Source organism: Ectopseudomonas toyotomiensis (genome assembly GCF_900115695.1).
Lineage (GTDB): Bacteria > Pseudomonadota > Gammaproteobacteria > Pseudomonadales > Pseudomonadaceae > Aquipseudomonas > Aquipseudomonas toyotomiensis.
Genome location: NZ_FOXK01000020.1, coordinates 22,306 through 38,196 on the forward strand (window position 1 = coordinate 22,306; position 15,891 = coordinate 38,196).

Below are 15,891 nucleotides of genomic sequence, written 5' to 3' on the forward strand. Positions count from 1 at the left end.
TGAGTGTTCGGGTGTGCTCAGGATGCCAACTGCATACCATCGAGAGCGATCGCCGGTTGTTGCTGGCCTATCAGTTGCGTCAGCACCTCGGCGCTGCCGCACGCCAGGGTAAAGCCCAAGCTGCCATGGCCGACGTTCAGCCAGAGATTGCCGATGCCGCTGGCCCCCAACAGTGGCGTGCCCTCTGGCGTCGCCGGGCGCATTCCCGCCCAGGTCTCGGCAGCCGCGTAATCGCCCGCGCGAGGAAAGCTGGCCTGGGCAAGCTGCCTCAACTCGGCCAGCCGATCAGGATCTGGCGTGGCATCCCAACTGCCGATATCGACCATTGCAGCAACCCGCAAGCGCTCGCCCAGGCGGGCGTAGACCACCTTGTGGTCGTAATCGGTGACGTTGGTCTCCGGGCCCGCTGCACGCTCGGCCAGCGGCAAGGTGAGGCTGTAGCCCTTGAGCGGGTATATCGGCAGTCGCAACCCCAGCGGGCGGAGCAAGGCCACACTGCCGACACCTGCAGCGACCACCACATGATCGACCTCCAGCTCCCCGTCATGCAGCGCCACGGCCCTGACCCTGCCGTGCTCAAGGGGTATCGCAGTGACCCGCCGCCCGGCATGCAGGCGGAACGAAGGGCTACTGCGCAGCTTGCGCAGCAGCTGTCGGCAAAACTGATGACAATCACCGACCTCGTCGCCGGCCGCGAAGACACCGCCCTGGAATCGGCCGGCCAACCCCTCGAGAGCGGGCTCCAGCTCAAGGCATTGATCAGCATCGAGCAGGCGTTGATGCGCCGATTCACCGACTGCGCTGCGCGCCTTGTTCCAGCTCGCAGCGTTGCGGTAGATCACCAGCTTGCCATTGGCACGCCAGGAGAAATCATCCAGCGCCTCATGCTCACGCCAGCCCTGCAACACCGACTGGCTGTACAAGGCCAGGCGCAGCAGGTGGGCGCCATTGCGCTGGTTCACCGAGCGACGGCAAGCCAGCAGAAAGCGCAGGCACCATTGCCACTGATGCGGGCTCAGACTGGGGCGAAAACGCAGCGGGGCATTACCCTGCAGCATCCAGGACAGCGCCTGCAGCGGCACGCCGGCATCGGCCAACGGTGAGACATAGCGATAACTGAGCTGACCACCGTTGGCGAAACTGGTCTCTAGCGCCACTTCCTCACGCTGCTCGATCAGATCCACCCGATACCCTTGACGGAGCAGCGCGTAGGCCGTGCTCAGCCCTATCACCCCACCACCGATAACCGCGACCCGCATGATCCATCCCCCGCATCTGAATGAGGTCAGGGTATGGAGGGCCGAAACGAGCGGCCAATGAAAAGATGGCGGCAGCCCATAACCCTAGGTTATGTTCCCTCGACCACGCGGGAACACGGATTGCTCATGCGCCTACGCCACGTCGAACTGTTTCAGGCAGTCCTGCAGACCGGGAGTCTCACGGCAGCGGCAGAGCTGCTGCACATCTCCCAGCCGGCTGCCAGCAAGATTCTTCAGCATGCCGAACAACAGCTGGGGTTTGCCCTGTTCAGCCGTGTACGCGGCAAGCTGCTGCCTACCGCCGAAGCGCGAATACTGCAGCAACAGACCGAACGCCTCGCTGCCGAGCTGCAGGATCTGCGGCGACTGTCCGATAGCCTGCGCCGCGGCGAGGAACGGGCGCTGCGCCTGATCTGCACACCCACCCTGGCGCAGACCCTGCTGCCTGAAGTGGTATGCGGCTGGCGCGCCGAATTTCCGCACACCCGATGCGACCTCGCGACCCAGCACACCGGCGAAATCATCCAGGCCCTGTTGCTGCGCGAGGCCGATCTGGGCCTGACGCTGCAGCGTGTAGAGCACCCTGACCTGCACACTGAAGTGCTGACACAGGGAAGGATGATGGCCATCGCCCCACCGGGTTGGTGGAGTGACCAGGAATGCGCGACGCCCATGCGCCTGCAGAACATGGCGGGGCTGAGCCTGATCGGTCTGGACACACGAGATGCATTGGGCGGTCTGCTGCGCGGGCACATCCAGGAGCTGGACCCGCCTGCCCGTATCGACATTTCGGTCCAGACCTACCAACTGGCCCGCATGCTGGTGGCCGCCGGGCAGGGGCTGGCGCTGGTCGACCCGTTCACGGCCCTGTCAGGCAATCTCGGAGAGGTTCAGGCCCGCCCGCTGGATCCCGTGATTCCCGTGCCCCTTTACCTGTTGCGGCGCTTCGACGAGACCCCCTCGGCCACTCAGCAGGCGCTGCTGAAACGTCTTCAGAGGCTGGCCATCGACCTGCTCGATGAGCAGGACTGAGGCAAATCCGGGACAAAAGAAAACCGCGGCCAGGGCCGCGGTTTCGTCTAGCGCCGGGGTGCTGACTTACAGCCAGCCGCGCTCTTTGTAGTAACGCTCGGCGCCTTCGTGCAGCGGGGCAGTCAGACCGACCTTGATCATGTCCTCTTCCTTCAGGTCAGCGAAGGCCGGGTGCAGACGCTTGAAGCGATCGATATTGTCGAACACCGACTTGACCAGCTGGTAGACCACTTCCGGGTCGGCCTTGGCGCTGGTGGACAGCACGGCCTTACCGCCGATGGACGGGGTCGGCTGGTCGTTGCCCTTGTACAGACCGCCAGGGATGTCGGCCTTGGTGTAGTAGGTCTTCTCGGCCAGCAGCTTGTCGATCTCGGCGCCGGTCACCGGAACCAGAACGGCGTCGGTGGTGGTGGTGGCTTCCTGGATCGCGCCATTGGGATGACCGACGAAGTAGGTCATGGCATCGATGTTGTTGTCGCCCAGAGCGCTGGCCTGTTCGGCCGGCTTCAGCTCGGCAGCCAGAGCGAAGGCAGAGCGATCCCAGCCTTTGACAGCCATGATCTCTTCCAGGGTGTCACGCTGACCGGAACCCGGGTTGCCGACGTTGACGCGCTTGCCCTTGAGGTCATCGAAGCTGGCGATGTTGGCGCTACGACGGGCGAGGACGGTGAACACTTCGCTCTGCAGCGAGAACACCGCACGAATATCGCTCATCGCACCTTCGGCTTCGAACGGCGCAGCGCCGTTGAGGGCCTTGAACTGGTGGTCGGACTGCATGATGCCGAAGTTGAATTCGCCGCTACGAATGCCATTCACGTTGGCCACACCACCGCCGCTGGCGGGCGCGTTGCACTTGATGCCGTGCTCAGCCGAGCCACGGTTGAGGAAGCGGCAGATGGACTGACCGGCCACGTAATAGACGCCGGTCTGGCCGCCGGTGCCGATGGTGACGAATTTCTCTTCGGCCTGTGCCATGCCACTCAGGGCAGTACCCGCGAGCGCGGCGGACAGGACCCATGCCAAGGATTTGCCTTTCATGGGATATCTCCTTTTTCTGTTGTTTTGAGCGAGCGTGCCTTGTGAGCGACGTCCGGGTGGGAAGTCTAACCGCTTGCGACGAATATGCACGTCTTGTTGACCAACCGGTCGTAACTCATTGTGTGGGGCGCAGGCTATCGTCCAACCCCGGCATTGGGCAGAATCGGCCAATGTCGAACATCCTTCACGAATCATCGCAGGCCTCGGTCAGCGCCAGTCTGACCCAGGCTGTACTGCATGCAGCCAGTCGCCTCGGCCTCGACCGTCAGGCGCTGCTCAGCGTCTGTAACCTGACTGACCAGCAACTGACTGACCCCGACGCACGCATTCCCTTCAGCGTCCAGCAAACCCTCTGGCACGAGCTGGACTCACGCCTGCAGCACCCGGAACCCGGCCTGCTGCTCGGGCGCAACCTCACCCCTGGCCCATTCAGCGTGCTCAGCTATCTGCTGCAGAGCAGCGCCACCCTGGGCGATGCGCTGAGCGCCGCGCTACGCTATCAGCGCCTCGGTGGCGAGGGCGGCGAACTGCATATCGAGACGCGCGACGACAGCCTGTTGCTGCTGTACCGCCCATTGCATCCGCAGCATCCGGCAACCCGCATCCGTGTACTGGCGATGATGGCCTGCTGGGTGCAGATGACCAGGCCGCTGCTCGACGACTTCCGCCTGCTCGGCGCGCAATTTCGTCATGCTGCACCAGCCGACCTTACACCCTATCAGGACGTGTTCGCCTGCCCACTGCAGTTCGCCAGCGACGACTACGCGATTGCCCTGCCCCGGACCCTGAGTCAGGCGCCCCTGATCCAGGCCAACCCGCCGTTGCAGCAACTGCTGCGCCAGCATGCCGAAACCCTGCTCGCCCGCCTGCCCAGTGCCAGCCTCAGCGCGCGGGTTATCGGCCTGCTCGGCGAGCAACTGGCGCACGGCGAGCCCGACCGCGCCGAGCTGGCCCGCGCATTGAACCTGAGCGAACGCACCCTGCAGCGCAGGCTGGCCGAAGAGGGCTGCAGCTATCAGCACCTGTTGGCCGACACGCGCCGCCAGCTGGCCGAACAACACCTGCGCGACGGACGCCTGCCAGCGGCGGAAATCGCCCTGCTGCTGGGCTACTCCGAACCCAGCGTATTCTTCCGCGCGTTTCGCCAGTGGACCGGCCTGACCCCTGGCGAATACCGCGCCCAGCACGGCGCAGGCTGAGGCACAGGCTCGCTCGCCAACACGGCGGTCCTAGGCAGCATGCGCCACGCTCATCACCGGGCGTCCCGCGGCGCAAACCAGCCACGACGGCATCAGCGCATCACCCGTATCGATGATGACTATGCCTGTGCCCGGCGTGCGCTACCTGGACCCGAGGGGTTAGAGTGGCCGGCCATGCAACGAGGAGAATTCCCCAATGAGCCGACTGGCCTCCATCAAGCTCTCCACCCTCGACCTGGCGCCAATTCGCGACGATGGCGATGCCGCTCAAGCCCTGCATAATTCGCTGGCGCTGGCCCGACATGTCGAGAGCCTCGGCTTCGAGAGATTCTGGGTGGCCGAGCACCACAACATGGACGGCATCGCCAGCTCCGCCACCTCTGTGCTGATCGGCTATCTGGCCGCCGGCACCTCGAAAATCCGCCTGGGCGCTGGCGGCGTGATGCTGCCGAACCATGCGCCGCTGGTGATCGCCGAACAGTTCGGCACCCTCGCCACGCTCTATCCCGGGCGGATCGAGCTGGGCCTGGGCCGCGCGCCCGGCGCTGATCAGTACACCGCACACGCCCTGCGCCGTAGCCGCGATGGCAGCGCCGACGACTTCCCCAATGACGTCGAAGAACTGCAGGCCTACCTCGGCCCACGCCAGGAAGGGCAACGGGTGATCGCCATGCCCGGGGCGGGCACCAATGTGCCGATCTGGCTGCTCGGCTCCAGCCTGTTCAGCGCCCAGCTGGCCGGCATGAAGGGCCTGCCTTACGCCTTCGCCTCGCACTTCGCACCGCGCTACATGCACGAGGCGATCCGCATCTACCGCAACCACTTCCGCCCCTCGGCGGTGCTGGACAAGCCTTATGTGATGCTTGGCGTACCGCTGCTGGCAGCCGACAGCGACGAGCAGGCGCAATACCTGGCCACCTCCGCGTTCCAGCGCATCCTTGCGCTGATCCGCGGCCAGAGCCTGGTGCAACGCAAGCCGGTGTCAAGCATGGACGGCCTGTGGCTGCCGCACGAGCGTCAGGCCGTGGGTGAGTTCTTCGGCCTGGCCGCCATCGGCGGGCCACAGACCGTGCGTCAGCGCCTGGAACAATTGCTGGAGCAAACCGAAGCAGACGAGCTGATCTTCACCTGCGACATGTACGACTTCGCCGACCGCCTGCACGCCTTCGACATCCTCGCCGAGCTGCAACACGGCTAGCAGGCCGTTGAAAACGTAGGCGACGACTGCATGGATGCAGGAGGTAGAGCGAAGCAGGAAGCCCGAGCCGAGGCAGCCAGTGCAATGCCGATGGCGGCCCCGCAAAAGCAGGCGAAAAACGACCTGGGTCGCGCTCGACTTTACGAGCTGTAAATGAGCATCTGATTCGCTTCGCTCACCCCTTCGGGGCCGCGCTGAAGCGCGTTCAGCCTTCGGCTGTGAGCCTGCTTTTAACGCCGCAATGGCAACGCAGGTAGTTTTTCAACAGCCTGCTAAGTGCGAACTTGTACGCGTTACCGCCCTCTGAATCAGAACAGGCCGCCAGATCGGTGGCCCCGTTCATACGATGGGAGACGCATATGAAGAAGACAGCTTCGGCCCACTGGCAAGGTGGTATCAAGGACGGCAAAGGCACCATCTCTACCGAAAGCGGCGTCCTCAAGGACTCGCCCTACGGTTTCAACACCCGCTTCGAGGACAAGCCCGGGACCAACCCCGAAGAGCTGATCGGCGCCGCTCATGCGGGCTGCTTCTCCATGGCGCTGTCCAAGGAGCTGGGCGATGCTGGCATGACCGCCGAGAGCATCGACACCAAGGCGCAAGTGACCCTGGAAAAGGTGGAGGGCGGCTTCGAGATCAGCGCCGTGCATCTGACGCTGCGCGCGAAGATCCCGGGCGCCGAACGCGCCGCCTTCGAGAAAGCCGTGGAAGCGGCCAAGACCGGCTGCCCGGTATCCAAGGTACTCAACGCCACGATCACCCTGGAAGGCATACTCGAAGCCTGACCTTGCAACCGCGGCGCGCCCACTGATCAGCGGGTGCGCCGTGCGCATCAGCCCTGGCCTAGATGGCCGTCCCGCAACGCAGCACTTCGCCACGCGCCAGCACATTACGCTGCTCGTCATACAGCCAGGCCTGCGCCTTCATCAGCTGTTGGCGCGCCTCGATTCGATAGCGCTGACCGGCTGCGAAGTCGTCGTAGCGCAGGCGAATCTCGCAGGTCATGCGCAATGGCTCACTCTGCATGCCTATCGACCCACCGCTACGCACCTCGAACTGGAAGCGTGTTTCCAGCTCATGCTGGCCGGGCGTCACCTGAAAGTAGCGGCCATCCGGCCAGCGCTTGCCGTCCAGGCGGTCGGCCATCAGCAGGGTATCGGCGGTGGAATACAACTCGACCCAGGCCTGCTGCGGGTCGGGCTTGGGCAGGGGTGAAGCACAGGCCCCGAGCATCATCAGGGCGGGGGCGAGAAACAGGGCGCGCATGGCGACCTCCACGATAGGGTTCAGACACCAGCCTACATCGGGAGGCGGGCAAAACCGAGGCGAAACGGGCCTATTCACACGCACGGGGCTGGAGACAAGCAACGCGATCAGCTAGCGTGACGGCATGCCTAACGCCTCTCCTAAAGACCTGCTGCGCCGCTGCGCGGTTCCCCTGCTCGCCCTGCTGCTGGGCGGCTGCTCGACCCTCGACTATTACGCCCATCTCGGTCAGGGCCAATGGCAACTGTTGCATGCACGCCAGCCAGTCGAACGCCTGCTCGACGACTCGGCCACCGACCCCGATCTGGCCAGGCGCCTGAAGCTGAGCCAGCAGGCGCGGGACTTCGCCAGCGCCAGCCTGCAGTTGCCAGAGAACCGCAGCTATCGCCTCTACGCCGACCTGGAGCGCCCCTTCGTGGTGTGGAATGTCTTCGCCACGCCAGAGTTCTCCCTCGACCCCGAGCTGCACTGCTTCCCCATCGCCGGTTGCGTCGCCTACCGCGGCTACTACCAGCAGGGCCGTGCCCGTGGTGCTGCGGCACTGCTGCGCCAGCAGGGCCTGGACACCTACATCGGCGGTGTCGAGGCCTACTCCACCCTGGGCTGGTTCGATGACCCGCTGCTCAACACCATGCTGCGCTGGAGCGACGAGCGTTTCATCGCGGTGATCTTCCACGAGCTGGCGCACCAGCAGTACTACCTGCCGGGCGACACGGCCTTCAACGAGTCGTTCGCCACCTTTGTCGAACGCGAGGGGCTGCGTCAGTGGCACGCGGCCCGTGGTGAAACGCCGCCGGCCAGCGACGACCGCCAGCGCCAGCAGTTCATCGAGCTGGTGCTGGCCAGCCGTGAACGCCTACAACAGCTCTACGCCAGCGACCTGCCGGTGTCAGACATGCGCGCCGCCAAACATGCCGAGTTCGAGCGCCTGCGTCGCGACTACCGCGCCTTGCGCCAACGCGAATGGCGTGGCCAGGGGCGTTATGACGCCTGGATCGAAAGCCCGCTGAACAACGCCAAGCTGCTGCCCTTCGGCCTCTACGACCAATGGGTGCCGGCTTTCGCGGCACTGTTCACGCGCGAGGGCAGGGATTGGCGCGCGTTCTACGCCGCCGTGGCCGCGCTCGGTCGGCTGCCGGAAGCAAACCGTCGGGCCGCGTTGGAAGGCCTGATGCAAACCAACTAGAACTGCAGGGCAAATTGCCAGTCCAACCTACTCAGGTTTCGCCCAACACCGGAGGTACAAGCGATGCAACGACTGATTCCCGCCCTGGCCCTGATGCTCCTTGCTGGCGGCGCGCTGGCCGCGCCCAAGCCCTGCGAAGAACTCAAGCAGGAAATCGAAGTGAAGATTCAGGCCAACAACGTGCCCAGCTACACCCTGGAAATCGTGCCAAACGACGAAGTTCAGGATCAGAGCATGGTCGTCGGCAGCTGCGACGGCGGCACCAAGAAGATCGTCTATCAGCGTAACGGCTGATCTATCTACAGCTGCTTTTTGTAGGAGCGAGCTCTGCTCGCGAATCTTTCGCAAGCGAGCCCGCTCCTATGCCCTCAGCAGCCGAACGCCCGGTGCATCTGCTCCAGCGTCTCGAAATGAAAGGCCGGCGCCTCGCCGAGCAACTCCTCACGACTACCGAAGCCATAACCGACCGCCACCGCCTGCAACCCGTTGCTGCGTGCGCCGATCAGGTCATGCTTGCGGTCGCCGATCATCAGCGCCGAGTCGGGCGCCAGTCGTTCCGAGTCCAGCAGATGCGCCAACAGTTCCACCTTGTTGGTGCGGGTGCCATCCAGCTCGCTGCCGTAGATGCGTTTGAAGTAGCGGTCGAAGCCGAAGTGCCGGGCAATTTCCTCGGCGAACACCGTCGGTTTGCTGGTCGCGATATACAGCGTCCGCCCCTGCGCCACCAACCCTTGCAGTAGTGCATCGACCCCATCGAACAGGCGGTTCTCGTACAGCCCGGTGACCTTGAATCGCTCGCGGTAATGATTCACCGCCTGCCAGCCGGTGGCCTCGTCCAGCGCGTAGGTCGCCATGAAGCACTGCAACAGGGGCGGGCCGATGAAGTGCTCCAGCGCGGCCAGGTCTGGCTCATCAATACCCAGCTTGGCCAGGGCGTACTGCACCGAACGGGTAATGCCCTCACGCGGGTCGGTCAGGGTGCCGTCGAGGTCGAAGAGGATGGTGGAGTGATGCATGGCGGGGCCTGTTCAGGATCGGAACGGTGGCCAAGGATACAAGATTCCCTCGACCGGATAGGCAGATCCAGACTCACTCATCCAGCGCGCGAAACATCACATGGCAATCCACCAACCCATGCTGGGCGTGGCGGTATGCCTTGGGCAAGGTGCCGACGATGGCGAAACCGTGCTTCTGCCATAGCGCCACGGCCACCGTATTGGTCGCCACCACACTATTGAATTGCATGGCGCTGAAACCCAGCTCGCGCGCCACCTGCAGCGAATGGGCGCAGAGCCGGCTGGCCACACCCTTACCCCGTGCGGCCGGAGCGGTCATATAGCCGCAGTTGCACACGTGATCGCCGGGGCCGGCGGCGTTGGCCTTGATGTAGTAGGTGCCGAGGATCTGCCCACCTTCTTCGGCGACGAAGGTGGCGCGCGGCAGTTCGACCCAGGTTTTCCAGGCCGTTTCACGATCCATGTTCGGATCGAAGGCGTAGGTTTCCTGCGCCTGCACTACGTCACGGATGATCGGCCAGACCTGATCGAAATCGGCCGCCTCGATGGGGCGGATGATCAGTTCATCGCTCACTGGTCATACCCCTCGGCCAGATGCTGGTCCTTGAGCTTCACGTAGTTGCCGGCCGTATAGCTGAAGAAGTTGCGCTCCTTGTCGGTCAGCGGGCGCGCCTGTTTCACCGGGCTGCCGACGTACAGGTAGCCGCTTTCCAGGCGTTTGCCCGGCGGCACCAGGGAGCCTGCGCCGATGATCACTTCGTCCTCGACCACCGCGCCGTCCATGACGATGCTGCCCATGCCGACCAGAATCCGGTTGCCCAGGGTGCAGCCGTGCAGGGTGACCTTGTGCCCGACTGTCACTTCGTCACCGATGATCAGCGGGTAGCCATCGGGGTTGAACGGCCCGGCGTGGGTGATGTGCAGCACACTGCCGTCCTGCACGCTGGTGCGCGCGCCGATGCGGATGCGGTGCATGTCACCGCGAATCACGGTCATCGGCCAGACCGAGCTGTCCTCGCCCAGTTCGACGTCGCCGATGACCACGGCAGAAGCGTCGATGAATACGCGCTCGCCCAGTTGTGGAATGTGCTGCTGGTATTTGCGAATCGCCACGATAGAAGCTCCTGAGCTGCGGGAAAGCTTGATTCTAATTAAGATCACCCCCATGTCGGTTGTTATCGCGCCAGAAAGCTCTGTGCCGTCTGCGCAGCAACCCTACATTCATTCGCCACAGGTGCCTCGTCGTGACCGCGAACAACCCCCTGCTGCAAGACTTCGACCTGCCGCCCTACTCGCAGATCAAACCGGAACACGTCGAGCCCGCCGTCGACCAGATCCTGGCAGACAGCCGCGCTGCCATCGCCAAACTGCTCGAACAACAGCAGGCCAATCCGAGCTGGGACGGCCTGGTGCTGGCGCTGGACGAACTGGGCGCGCGCCTGGGCCGCGCCTGGAGCCCGGTGAGCCACCTCAACGCCGTGTGCAACAGCCCCGAGCTGCGCGCCGCCTACGAGGCCTGCCTGCCCAAGCTGTCCGAGTACTGGACCGAAATGGGCCAGAACAAGCCGCTGTTCGAGGCCTATGACGCGCTGGCCAAGAGCCCGGCTGCGGCCGATTTCGACGTGGCGCAGAAGACCATTCTCGAACACGCCCTGCGTGATTTCCGCCTGTCCGGCATCGATCTGCCGGCCGAGCAACAGAAGCGCTATGGCGAAATCCAGATGCGCCTGTCCGAGCTGACCAGCAAGTTCTCCAACCAGTTGCTCGACGCCACCCAGGCCTGGACCAAGCAGGTCACCGACGAAGCCCTGCTCGGCGGCCTGACCGACTCGGCCAAGGCGCAGATGAAGCAGGCCGCCGAAGCCAAGGGCCTGGACGGCTGGCTGATCACCCTGGAATTCCCCAGCTACTACGCAGTGATGACCTACGCCGACGACCGCGCTCTGCGCGAAGAGGTCTACGCCGCCTACTGCACCCGCGCCTCCGACCAGGGGCCGAACGCCGGGCAGAACGACAACGGCCCGCTGATGAGCGAGATTCTCGACCTGCGCCAGGAGCTGGCGCGCCTGCTCGGTTTCGCCAATTACAGCGAGCTGAGCCTGGCCAGCAAGATGGCCGAGAACACCGACCAGGTGCTGAGCTTTCTGCGCGATCTGGCCGTACGCAGCAAACCCTTCGCCGAGCAGGATCTGGCCGAACTCAAGGCTTTCGCCGCCGAGCAGGGCCTGAATGACCTGCAAAGCTGGGACGTCGGCTACTACAGCGAGAAGCTGCGCCAGCAACGCTACAGCATCTCCCAGGAAGAAGTGCGCGCCTGGTTCCCGGTGGACAAGGTGCTCACCGGCCTGTTCGCCATCGTGCAGAAGCTCTACGGCATCGAGATTCGTGAGCTGAAAGATTTCGACACCTGGCACCCGGACGTGCGCCTGTTCGAGATCAGCGAGAACGGTCAGCACGTCGGACGCTTCTTCTTCGACCTCTACGCCCGCGCCAACAAGCGCGGCGGTGCCTGGATGGATGGCGCCCGCGACAAGCGCCGCGACGCCCAGGGCAAGCTGATCGCCCCGGTGGCCAACCTGGTGTGCAACTTCACCCCGCCGGTCGGCGGCAAGCCGGCGCTGCTGACCCACGACGAGGTCACCACCCTGTTCCACGAGTTCGGCCACGGCCTGCACCACCTGCTGACCCGCGTCGAGCACGCCGGCGCCTCGGGCATCAACGGTGTGGCCTGGGATGCAGTCGAGCTGCCCAGCCAGTTCATGGAGAACTGGTGCTGGGAGCCGGAAGGCCTGGCGCTGATCTCCGGCCATTTCGAGACCGGCGAGGCGCTGCCACAGGCCGTGCTGGACAAGATGCTGGCGGCGAAGAACTTCCAGTCCGGGCTGATGATGGTGCGCCAGCTGGAGTTCTCCCTGTTCGACTTCGAGCTGCACGCCAGCCACGGCGACGGCCGCAGCGTGCTGGACGTGCTCGAAGGCGTGCGCGCCGAGGTCTCGGTGCTGCGTCCGCCGGCCTACAACCGCTTCGCCAACGGCTTCGCGCACATCTTCGCCGGCGGCTATGCGGCCGGTTACTACAGCTACAAGTGGGCCGAAGTGCTCAGCGCCGATGCCTTCTCCAAGTTCGAGGAAGAAGGGGTGTTCAACGCCGATACCGGCCGTGCCTTCCGCGAAGCGATCCTCGCCCGCGGCGGCTCGCAGGAACCGATGGTGCTGTTCGTCGACTTCCGCGGCCGCGAGCCGAGCATCGACGCCCTGCTGCGCCACCTCGGCCTGAACCAGGAGGCCGCATGAGCGATGCGCCTGTGAACAGTACACCCAAGCGCTTCATCGCCGGCGCCGTGTGCCCGGCGTGCAGCGAGACCGACAGCATCAAGATGTGGAACGTCGACGGCGTGCCGCACCGTGAATGCGTCAAGTGCGGCTATGCCGACACCCTCGACGCACGCGGCAATTCGGTGCCCAAGGAGATCCCCACGCGGGTCAATGTCAGCGGCCTCAAGCCCAAGGCGGCCGACCCCAATGTGCAGGCTGTGCAGTTCTTCCCCAATCCGAAGCTGAAGAAGCCGAGCGAGTGATTCGTAGGGAGGGTTAGCGGCGCGGACCGTCGATCTCGCAAGCGCCGGTAAAGGTGGCGCGCTCGGATGGCCGCGCCCCACGTAACCCACCAGGCGATGGATCGTGTTGCTCCGATGATGCAGGAGAGCTGCACCCACCTCGACCTTACTCGCGGAAAAACTCCCCTGGTGTTGCGCCGAACTGGCGACGAAAGGCGGCGATAAAGGCCGATAGCGAGTCATAGCCGCAGGCCAGCGCTACGTCGGTGACGCGCTCGCCCTGCTCCAGCGGACTCAGTGCATCGAGCAGGCGCTGTCGCTGGCGCCAGACGCGAAAACTCAGACCCGTCTCACGCAGGAACAGCCGGCTCAGGGTCTTTTCCGAAACCCCCAGGCGCTCGCCCCATTCGGCCAGGCCAAGCTGGCGCAGCGTCGCATCCTCCAGCCCCTGACACACCTCGCGCAGCCGCGCGTCTTGCGGCAGCGGCAACATCAACGCCACCTCTGGCGCAGCACGCAGTTCGTCCAGCAACACTGCCGCCAATCTACCCGGCGCGCCCTGCTCGTCGTATTCGGCCGGCAACGCACTGAAACCGCGAATCAGCTCGCGCAGCAGCGGGCTGACCGCCAGCACCCGGCACTCGGCCGGCCCCCAGGGCACCGCGCTGCCGTCGATGTACAGGCTGCGCATCTCGGTGCGTGGAGAGCTGAAGACCTGATGTTCAACACCCGCCGGCACCCACACCGCGCGCTGCGGCGGGGCGACGAAACGTGCCCCAGCGGTCTGCACCTCGAGCACCCCGGCGATGGCGTAGGACAGCTGCACCCAGGGGTGGGTATGACGGAACGTCAGCGCACGGTTGGTCAGCGACTCGACCCGGCCATAGAGCGGCCGAGGCAGGCTGGGCAACTCGGGCAGGCTGCGATGCAGGGTAGCGGGATGTCTGTTTGACGACACTTGCTGGCTCTTTAGCGTTAGCCGGAAATTTTCAGCGACGATAGTCTGGCCCCCTCCTGTATCGCAAGTCCGAGATTCGCCATGTTCCTGCGCCGCCTGCTGCCCGACAATTTCACCCTGACCCTGCTCGCCGTTGTGCTCGCCGCCACGCTGCTGCCCGCCAGCGGCCAGGTCGCGACGATCTTCGAGTGGATCACCAACCTGGCCATCGCCCTGCTGTTCTTCATGCACGGCGCCAAGCTGTCGCGGCAGGCGATTCTTGCCGGTGCCGGGCACTGGCGTCTGCACCTGCTGGTGTTCGCCTGCACCTTCATCCTCTTTCCGCTGCTCGGCCTGGCGCTCAGGCCGGCACTTGAGCCGCTGCTGGGCAAAGAACTGTACCTGGGCATGCTCTACTTGTGCGCCCTGCCGGCCACGGTGCAGTCGGCTATCGCCTTCACCTCGCTGGCGCGCGGCAACATCCCGGCGGCGATATGCAGCGCGGCGGCCTCCAGCCTGCTCGGTATCTTCGTCACCCCACTGCTGGTGGCCTTGCTGATGGGCGTGCAGGGCGACAACGGTTCGACCCTCGATGCCATCGGCAAAATCAGTCTGCAGTTGCTGCTGCCCTTCGTTCTCGGCCAGATCGCTCAGCGCTGGATCGGCGGTTGGGTCAACCAGAACAAGAGCTGGCTGAAATACGTCGATCAGAGCTCGATCCTGCTGGTGGTTTACACCGCCTTCAGCGCCGCCGTGATCGGCGGCCTGTGGCAGCAGGTACCGCTGACCACCCTGCTGCTGGTGATTGCCGCCTGCTGCGTGTTGTTGGCACTGGCCCTGGTGCTGACCCACCTGCTGGGCAAATGGTTGGGCTTCAGCCTGGAAGACCGCATCACCATCCTCTTCTGCGGCTCGAAGAAAAGCCTGGCCACCGGCGTGCCGATGGCCCAGGTGCTATTCGCCGGTAGCGCCATCGGCGTACTGATCCTGCCGCTGATGCTGTTCCACCAGATCCAGCTGATGGTCTGCGCGGTGCTGGCGCAGCGTTATGCCAAGCGCGAGGAAGCGCCGCAGATCGCGACCGTTTGATCGACGCCGCGACAGAAGGGACTTGCTCGGGCCTTAAATAACTGTATTTTTATACAGCATATTTTGGAGTCCGAGCATGTCCATCAGCCTGCCGCCACGTGGCCGTGGTACCGCCAGCAATCCGCACAACCGTTATGCGCCGACCCGTTCGGAGCAGGAAGACGACGGCTGGTATCAGGACGAGACCCCGCCAAGTCGCGCTACCGAAGTGCGCAAGGAGCAGGCGAAGACGGCGATCACCCGCAACAACTCACCGGACGTCGGCTTCGACCGCTCGGTGAACCCCTACCGTGGCTGCGAGCACGGCTGGATATGCTCTGCAAAAGGTTCCATCAAGGTCTTTTAGGACGGTTGAACTTGTTCAAGCGTTCTAAATGACCAGCCGTCAGCACTCAACCATATTGACCAATTGTTGAATGTCATCGTCCATTTCTAATAAATACCAATCTTGGTATTTGATGACATTTGGCTGGTTTTCTTTTCTATCAATTCTCATCATTGTTGCTTTTCTTTCAGTAGCAAAATGATTATTGGAGAAAATTACAGTTCCAATTCCAATATTTCTTTTGATTATCACTGTTTCTTTAGTTGCATAATCTTTATATGAGAGATAAAGACAATCTTGGAAAACCTTCTCATATAATTTGATTTTCCCTGCACTCACATTTTCCATTGTGAAAATTTCTGCAAGATTAAGGTTTTCACCCACATAACTATTAAGAAGAAGAGCAGAGCACTTCTTTGACTTAATAAGTTTAAATGACGGGAAATTCGTTGCGTTTATCTTTGCGAAGGTTTTACTAGGCACTTCAATAAAAGAGACTTTCCTAGCAAATGAATATTTGCTTTCAATCTCTTTTACTTTTTCGATGATTGACAAATAAGCGTCATAATCATCAACCAAATAAACACTACAAACATCATAAGCAGTTTCTTTATTGACATAAGAAACTAAAAGGTCGTTTATTTCACCAACATACTTATCAAACTTTTTATTATCTTCACTCATATATTCCTCTTTCTTATTCTCTTAATTATATTTTCCCATATAAATATATAATGTCAAGAAAGTCGGAGGAACTTTTTAAATATATTTCCAAGAGGTATATGTGTGG

The 15,891-nt window shown here is 62.8% G+C and carries 17 protein-coding genes and 1 pseudogene; 10 read left to right on the forward strand and 8 right to left on the reverse strand.

Annotated elements, in window-relative coordinates:
- Window positions 1-17 precede the first annotated feature (17 nt).
- Window positions 18-1,259, reverse strand: a complete 1,242-nt coding sequence (locus BM186_RS25490) for a D-amino acid dehydrogenase (RefSeq protein WP_074919201.1) — start codon at window positions 1,257-1,259, stop codon at window positions 18-20.
- A 126-nt stretch (window positions 1,260-1,385) separates the two neighbouring features.
- On the opposite strand from BM186_RS25490, the gene BM186_RS25495 reads away from it, so the two are divergent.
- Window positions 1,386-2,291, forward strand: a complete 906-nt coding sequence (locus tag BM186_RS25495; protein WP_074919203.1) for a LysR family transcriptional regulator — start codon at window positions 1,386-1,388, stop codon at window positions 2,289-2,291.
- 66 nt (window positions 2,292-2,357) lie between these two features.
- Here BM186_RS25495 and BM186_RS25500 read toward each other — a convergent pair whose 3' ends face one another.
- Window positions 2,358-3,329, reverse strand: coding sequence for a TAXI family TRAP transporter solute-binding subunit (locus BM186_RS25500; RefSeq protein WP_017676131.1), 972 nt, complete (start codon window positions 3,327-3,329; stop codon window positions 2,358-2,360).
- 170 nt (window positions 3,330-3,499) lie between these two features.
- Here BM186_RS25500 and BM186_RS25505 point away from each other — a divergent pair, with 170 nt between their 5' ends.
- The 3 genes from BM186_RS25505 (at window position 3,500) to BM186_RS25515 (ending at window position 6,511) form a co-directional block, all read left to right on the forward strand.
- Window positions 3,500-4,528 (forward strand): AraC family transcriptional regulator, encoded by a 1,029-nt coding sequence (locus tag BM186_RS25505; protein ID WP_074919205.1) that lies wholly within the window; start codon window positions 3,500-3,502, stop codon window positions 4,526-4,528.
- Between the two features lie 196 nt (window positions 4,529-4,724).
- A complete protein-coding gene (locus BM186_RS25510) occupies window positions 4,725-5,726 on the forward strand; it encodes an LLM class flavin-dependent oxidoreductase (RefSeq protein WP_074919207.1) in 1,002 nt (333 codons plus the stop codon).
- Between the two features lie 359 nt (window positions 5,727-6,085).
- Window positions 6,086-6,511: an OsmC family protein gene (locus tag BM186_RS25515; protein ID WP_017676134.1), complete on the forward strand. Its 426-nt coding sequence runs from the start codon at window positions 6,086-6,088 to the stop codon at window positions 6,509-6,511.
- A 58-nt stretch (window positions 6,512-6,569) separates the two neighbouring features.
- Here BM186_RS25515 and BM186_RS25520 read toward each other — a convergent pair whose 3' ends face one another.
- Window positions 6,570-6,992 (reverse strand): PA0061/PA0062 family lipoprotein, encoded by a 423-nt coding sequence (locus BM186_RS25520; RefSeq protein ID WP_045733452.1) that lies wholly within the window; start codon window positions 6,990-6,992, stop codon window positions 6,570-6,572.
- A 124-nt stretch (window positions 6,993-7,116) separates the two neighbouring features.
- Here BM186_RS25520 and BM186_RS25525 point away from each other — a divergent pair, with 124 nt between their 5' ends.
- Both BM186_RS25525 and BM186_RS25530 read left to right on the forward strand, forming a co-directional pair.
- Window positions 7,117-8,178 carry an aminopeptidase gene (locus BM186_RS25525; protein ID WP_074919209.1) on the forward strand — a complete coding sequence of 354 codons (1,062 nt, stop codon included), beginning with the start codon at window positions 7,117-7,119 and terminating at the stop codon, window positions 8,176-8,178.
- Between the two features lie 63 nt (window positions 8,179-8,241).
- Window positions 8,242-8,472 (forward strand): DUF1161 domain-containing protein, encoded by a 231-nt coding sequence (locus tag BM186_RS25530; protein WP_013717841.1) that lies wholly within the window; start codon window positions 8,242-8,244, stop codon window positions 8,470-8,472.
- Between the two features lie 74 nt (window positions 8,473-8,546).
- Here the strand turns inward: BM186_RS25530 and BM186_RS25535 are convergent, their stop codons facing one another.
- The 3 genes from BM186_RS25535 to BM186_RS25545 all read right to left on the reverse strand — a co-directional run bounded on the left by BM186_RS25535 (window position 8,547) and on the right by BM186_RS25545 (window position 10,307).
- Complete coding sequence (locus tag BM186_RS25535) at window positions 8,547-9,194, reverse strand: HAD family hydrolase (RefSeq protein ID WP_074919212.1); 648 nt, start codon at window positions 9,192-9,194, stop codon at window positions 8,547-8,549.
- Window positions 9,195-9,267: 73 nt separating this feature from the next.
- The gene (locus BM186_RS25540) at window positions 9,268-9,768 is read right to left on the reverse strand and encodes a GNAT family N-acetyltransferase (protein WP_174892506.1); all 501 of its coding nucleotides are present in this window, start codon (window positions 9,766-9,768) and stop codon (window positions 9,268-9,270) included.
- Complete coding sequence (locus BM186_RS25545) at window positions 9,765-10,307, reverse strand: gamma carbonic anhydrase family protein (RefSeq protein WP_074919214.1); 543 nt, start codon at window positions 10,305-10,307, stop codon at window positions 9,765-9,767. The genes BM186_RS25540 and BM186_RS25545 overlap by 4 nt, the downstream gene beginning before the upstream one ends.
- Before the next feature lie 131 nt (window positions 10,308-10,438).
- Here BM186_RS25545 and prlC point away from each other — a divergent pair, with 131 nt between their 5' ends.
- Complete coding sequence (prlC, locus tag BM186_RS25550) at window positions 10,439-12,487, forward strand: oligopeptidase A (protein WP_074919216.1); 2,049 nt, start codon at window positions 10,439-10,441, stop codon at window positions 12,485-12,487.
- The gene (locus BM186_RS25555; protein ID WP_017676141.1) at window positions 12,484-12,771 is read left to right on the forward strand and encodes a YheV family putative zinc ribbon protein; all 288 of its coding nucleotides are present in this window, start codon (window positions 12,484-12,486) and stop codon (window positions 12,769-12,771) included. Before prlC ends, BM186_RS25555 begins: the two co-directional genes overlap by 4 nt.
- A gap of 145 nt (window positions 12,772-12,916) precedes the next feature.
- On the opposite strand, the gene BM186_RS25560 is transcribed toward BM186_RS25555, so the two are convergent.
- On the reverse strand, window positions 12,917-13,708 hold the full coding sequence (locus BM186_RS25560; RefSeq protein ID WP_072425270.1) for an AraC family transcriptional regulator: 792 nt from the start codon (window positions 13,706-13,708) through the stop codon (window positions 12,917-12,919).
- An 81-nt stretch (window positions 13,709-13,789) separates the two neighbouring features.
- Between BM186_RS25560 and BM186_RS25565 the strand changes: the two genes are divergently transcribed.
- On the forward strand, window positions 13,790-14,776 hold the full coding sequence (locus BM186_RS25565) for a bile acid:sodium symporter family protein (protein WP_072425269.1): 987 nt from the start codon (window positions 13,790-13,792) through the stop codon (window positions 14,774-14,776).
- A 76-nt stretch (window positions 14,777-14,852) separates the two neighbouring features.
- Window positions 14,853-15,107 (forward strand): annotated as a pseudogene (locus BM186_RS25570) (PA0069 family radical SAM protein); the annotation flags it as partial.
- 54 nt (window positions 15,108-15,161) lie between these two features.
- Here BM186_RS25570 and BM186_RS26495 read toward each other — a convergent pair.
- Entirely contained in the window at window positions 15,162-15,785 is a 624-nt protein-coding gene (locus BM186_RS26495; RefSeq protein ID WP_139228041.1) for a hypothetical protein, read from the reverse strand.
- Window positions 15,786-15,891: the final 106 nt, after the last annotated feature.

Coding starts and splice junctions, on each gene's coding strand:
- BM186_RS25525 (WP_074919209.1), top strand. CDS start 7,117: ATGCCTAACGCCTCTCCTAAAGACCTGCTGCGCCGCTGCGCGGTTCCC.
- BM186_RS25510 (WP_074919207.1), top strand. CDS start 4,725: ATGAGCCGACTGGCCTCCATCAAGCTCTCCACCCTCGACCTGGCGCCA.
- BM186_RS25530 (WP_013717841.1), top strand. CDS start 8,242: ATGCAACGACTGATTCCCGCCCTGGCCCTGATGCTCCTTGCTGGCGGC.
- BM186_RS25515 (WP_017676134.1), top strand. CDS start 6,086: ATGAAGAAGACAGCTTCGGCCCACTGGCAAGGTGGTATCAAGGACGGC.
- BM186_RS26495 (WP_139228041.1), bottom strand. CDS start 15,785: ATGAGTGAAGATAATAAAAAGTTTGATAAGTATGTTGGTGAAATAAAC.
- BM186_RS25505 (WP_074919205.1), top strand. CDS start 3,500: ATGTCGAACATCCTTCACGAATCATCGCAGGCCTCGGTCAGCGCCAGT.
- BM186_RS25520 (WP_045733452.1), bottom strand. CDS start 6,992: ATGCGCGCCCTGTTTCTCGCCCCCGCCCTGATGATGCTCGGGGCCTGT.
- BM186_RS25490 (WP_074919201.1), bottom strand. CDS start 1,259: ATGCGGGTCGCGGTTATCGGTGGTGGGGTGATAGGGCTGAGCACGGCC.
- BM186_RS25495 (WP_074919203.1), top strand. CDS start 1,386: ATGCGCCTACGCCACGTCGAACTGTTTCAGGCAGTCCTGCAGACCGGG.
- BM186_RS25555 (WP_017676141.1), top strand. CDS start 12,484: ATGAGCGATGCGCCTGTGAACAGTACACCCAAGCGCTTCATCGCCGGC.
- BM186_RS25535 (WP_074919212.1), bottom strand. CDS start 9,194: ATGCATCACTCCACCATCCTCTTCGACCTCGACGGCACCCTGACCGAC.
- BM186_RS25500 (WP_017676131.1), bottom strand. CDS start 3,329: ATGAAAGGCAAATCCTTGGCATGGGTCCTGTCCGCCGCGCTCGCGGGT.
- BM186_RS25565 (WP_072425269.1), top strand. CDS start 13,790: ATGTTCCTGCGCCGCCTGCTGCCCGACAATTTCACCCTGACCCTGCTC.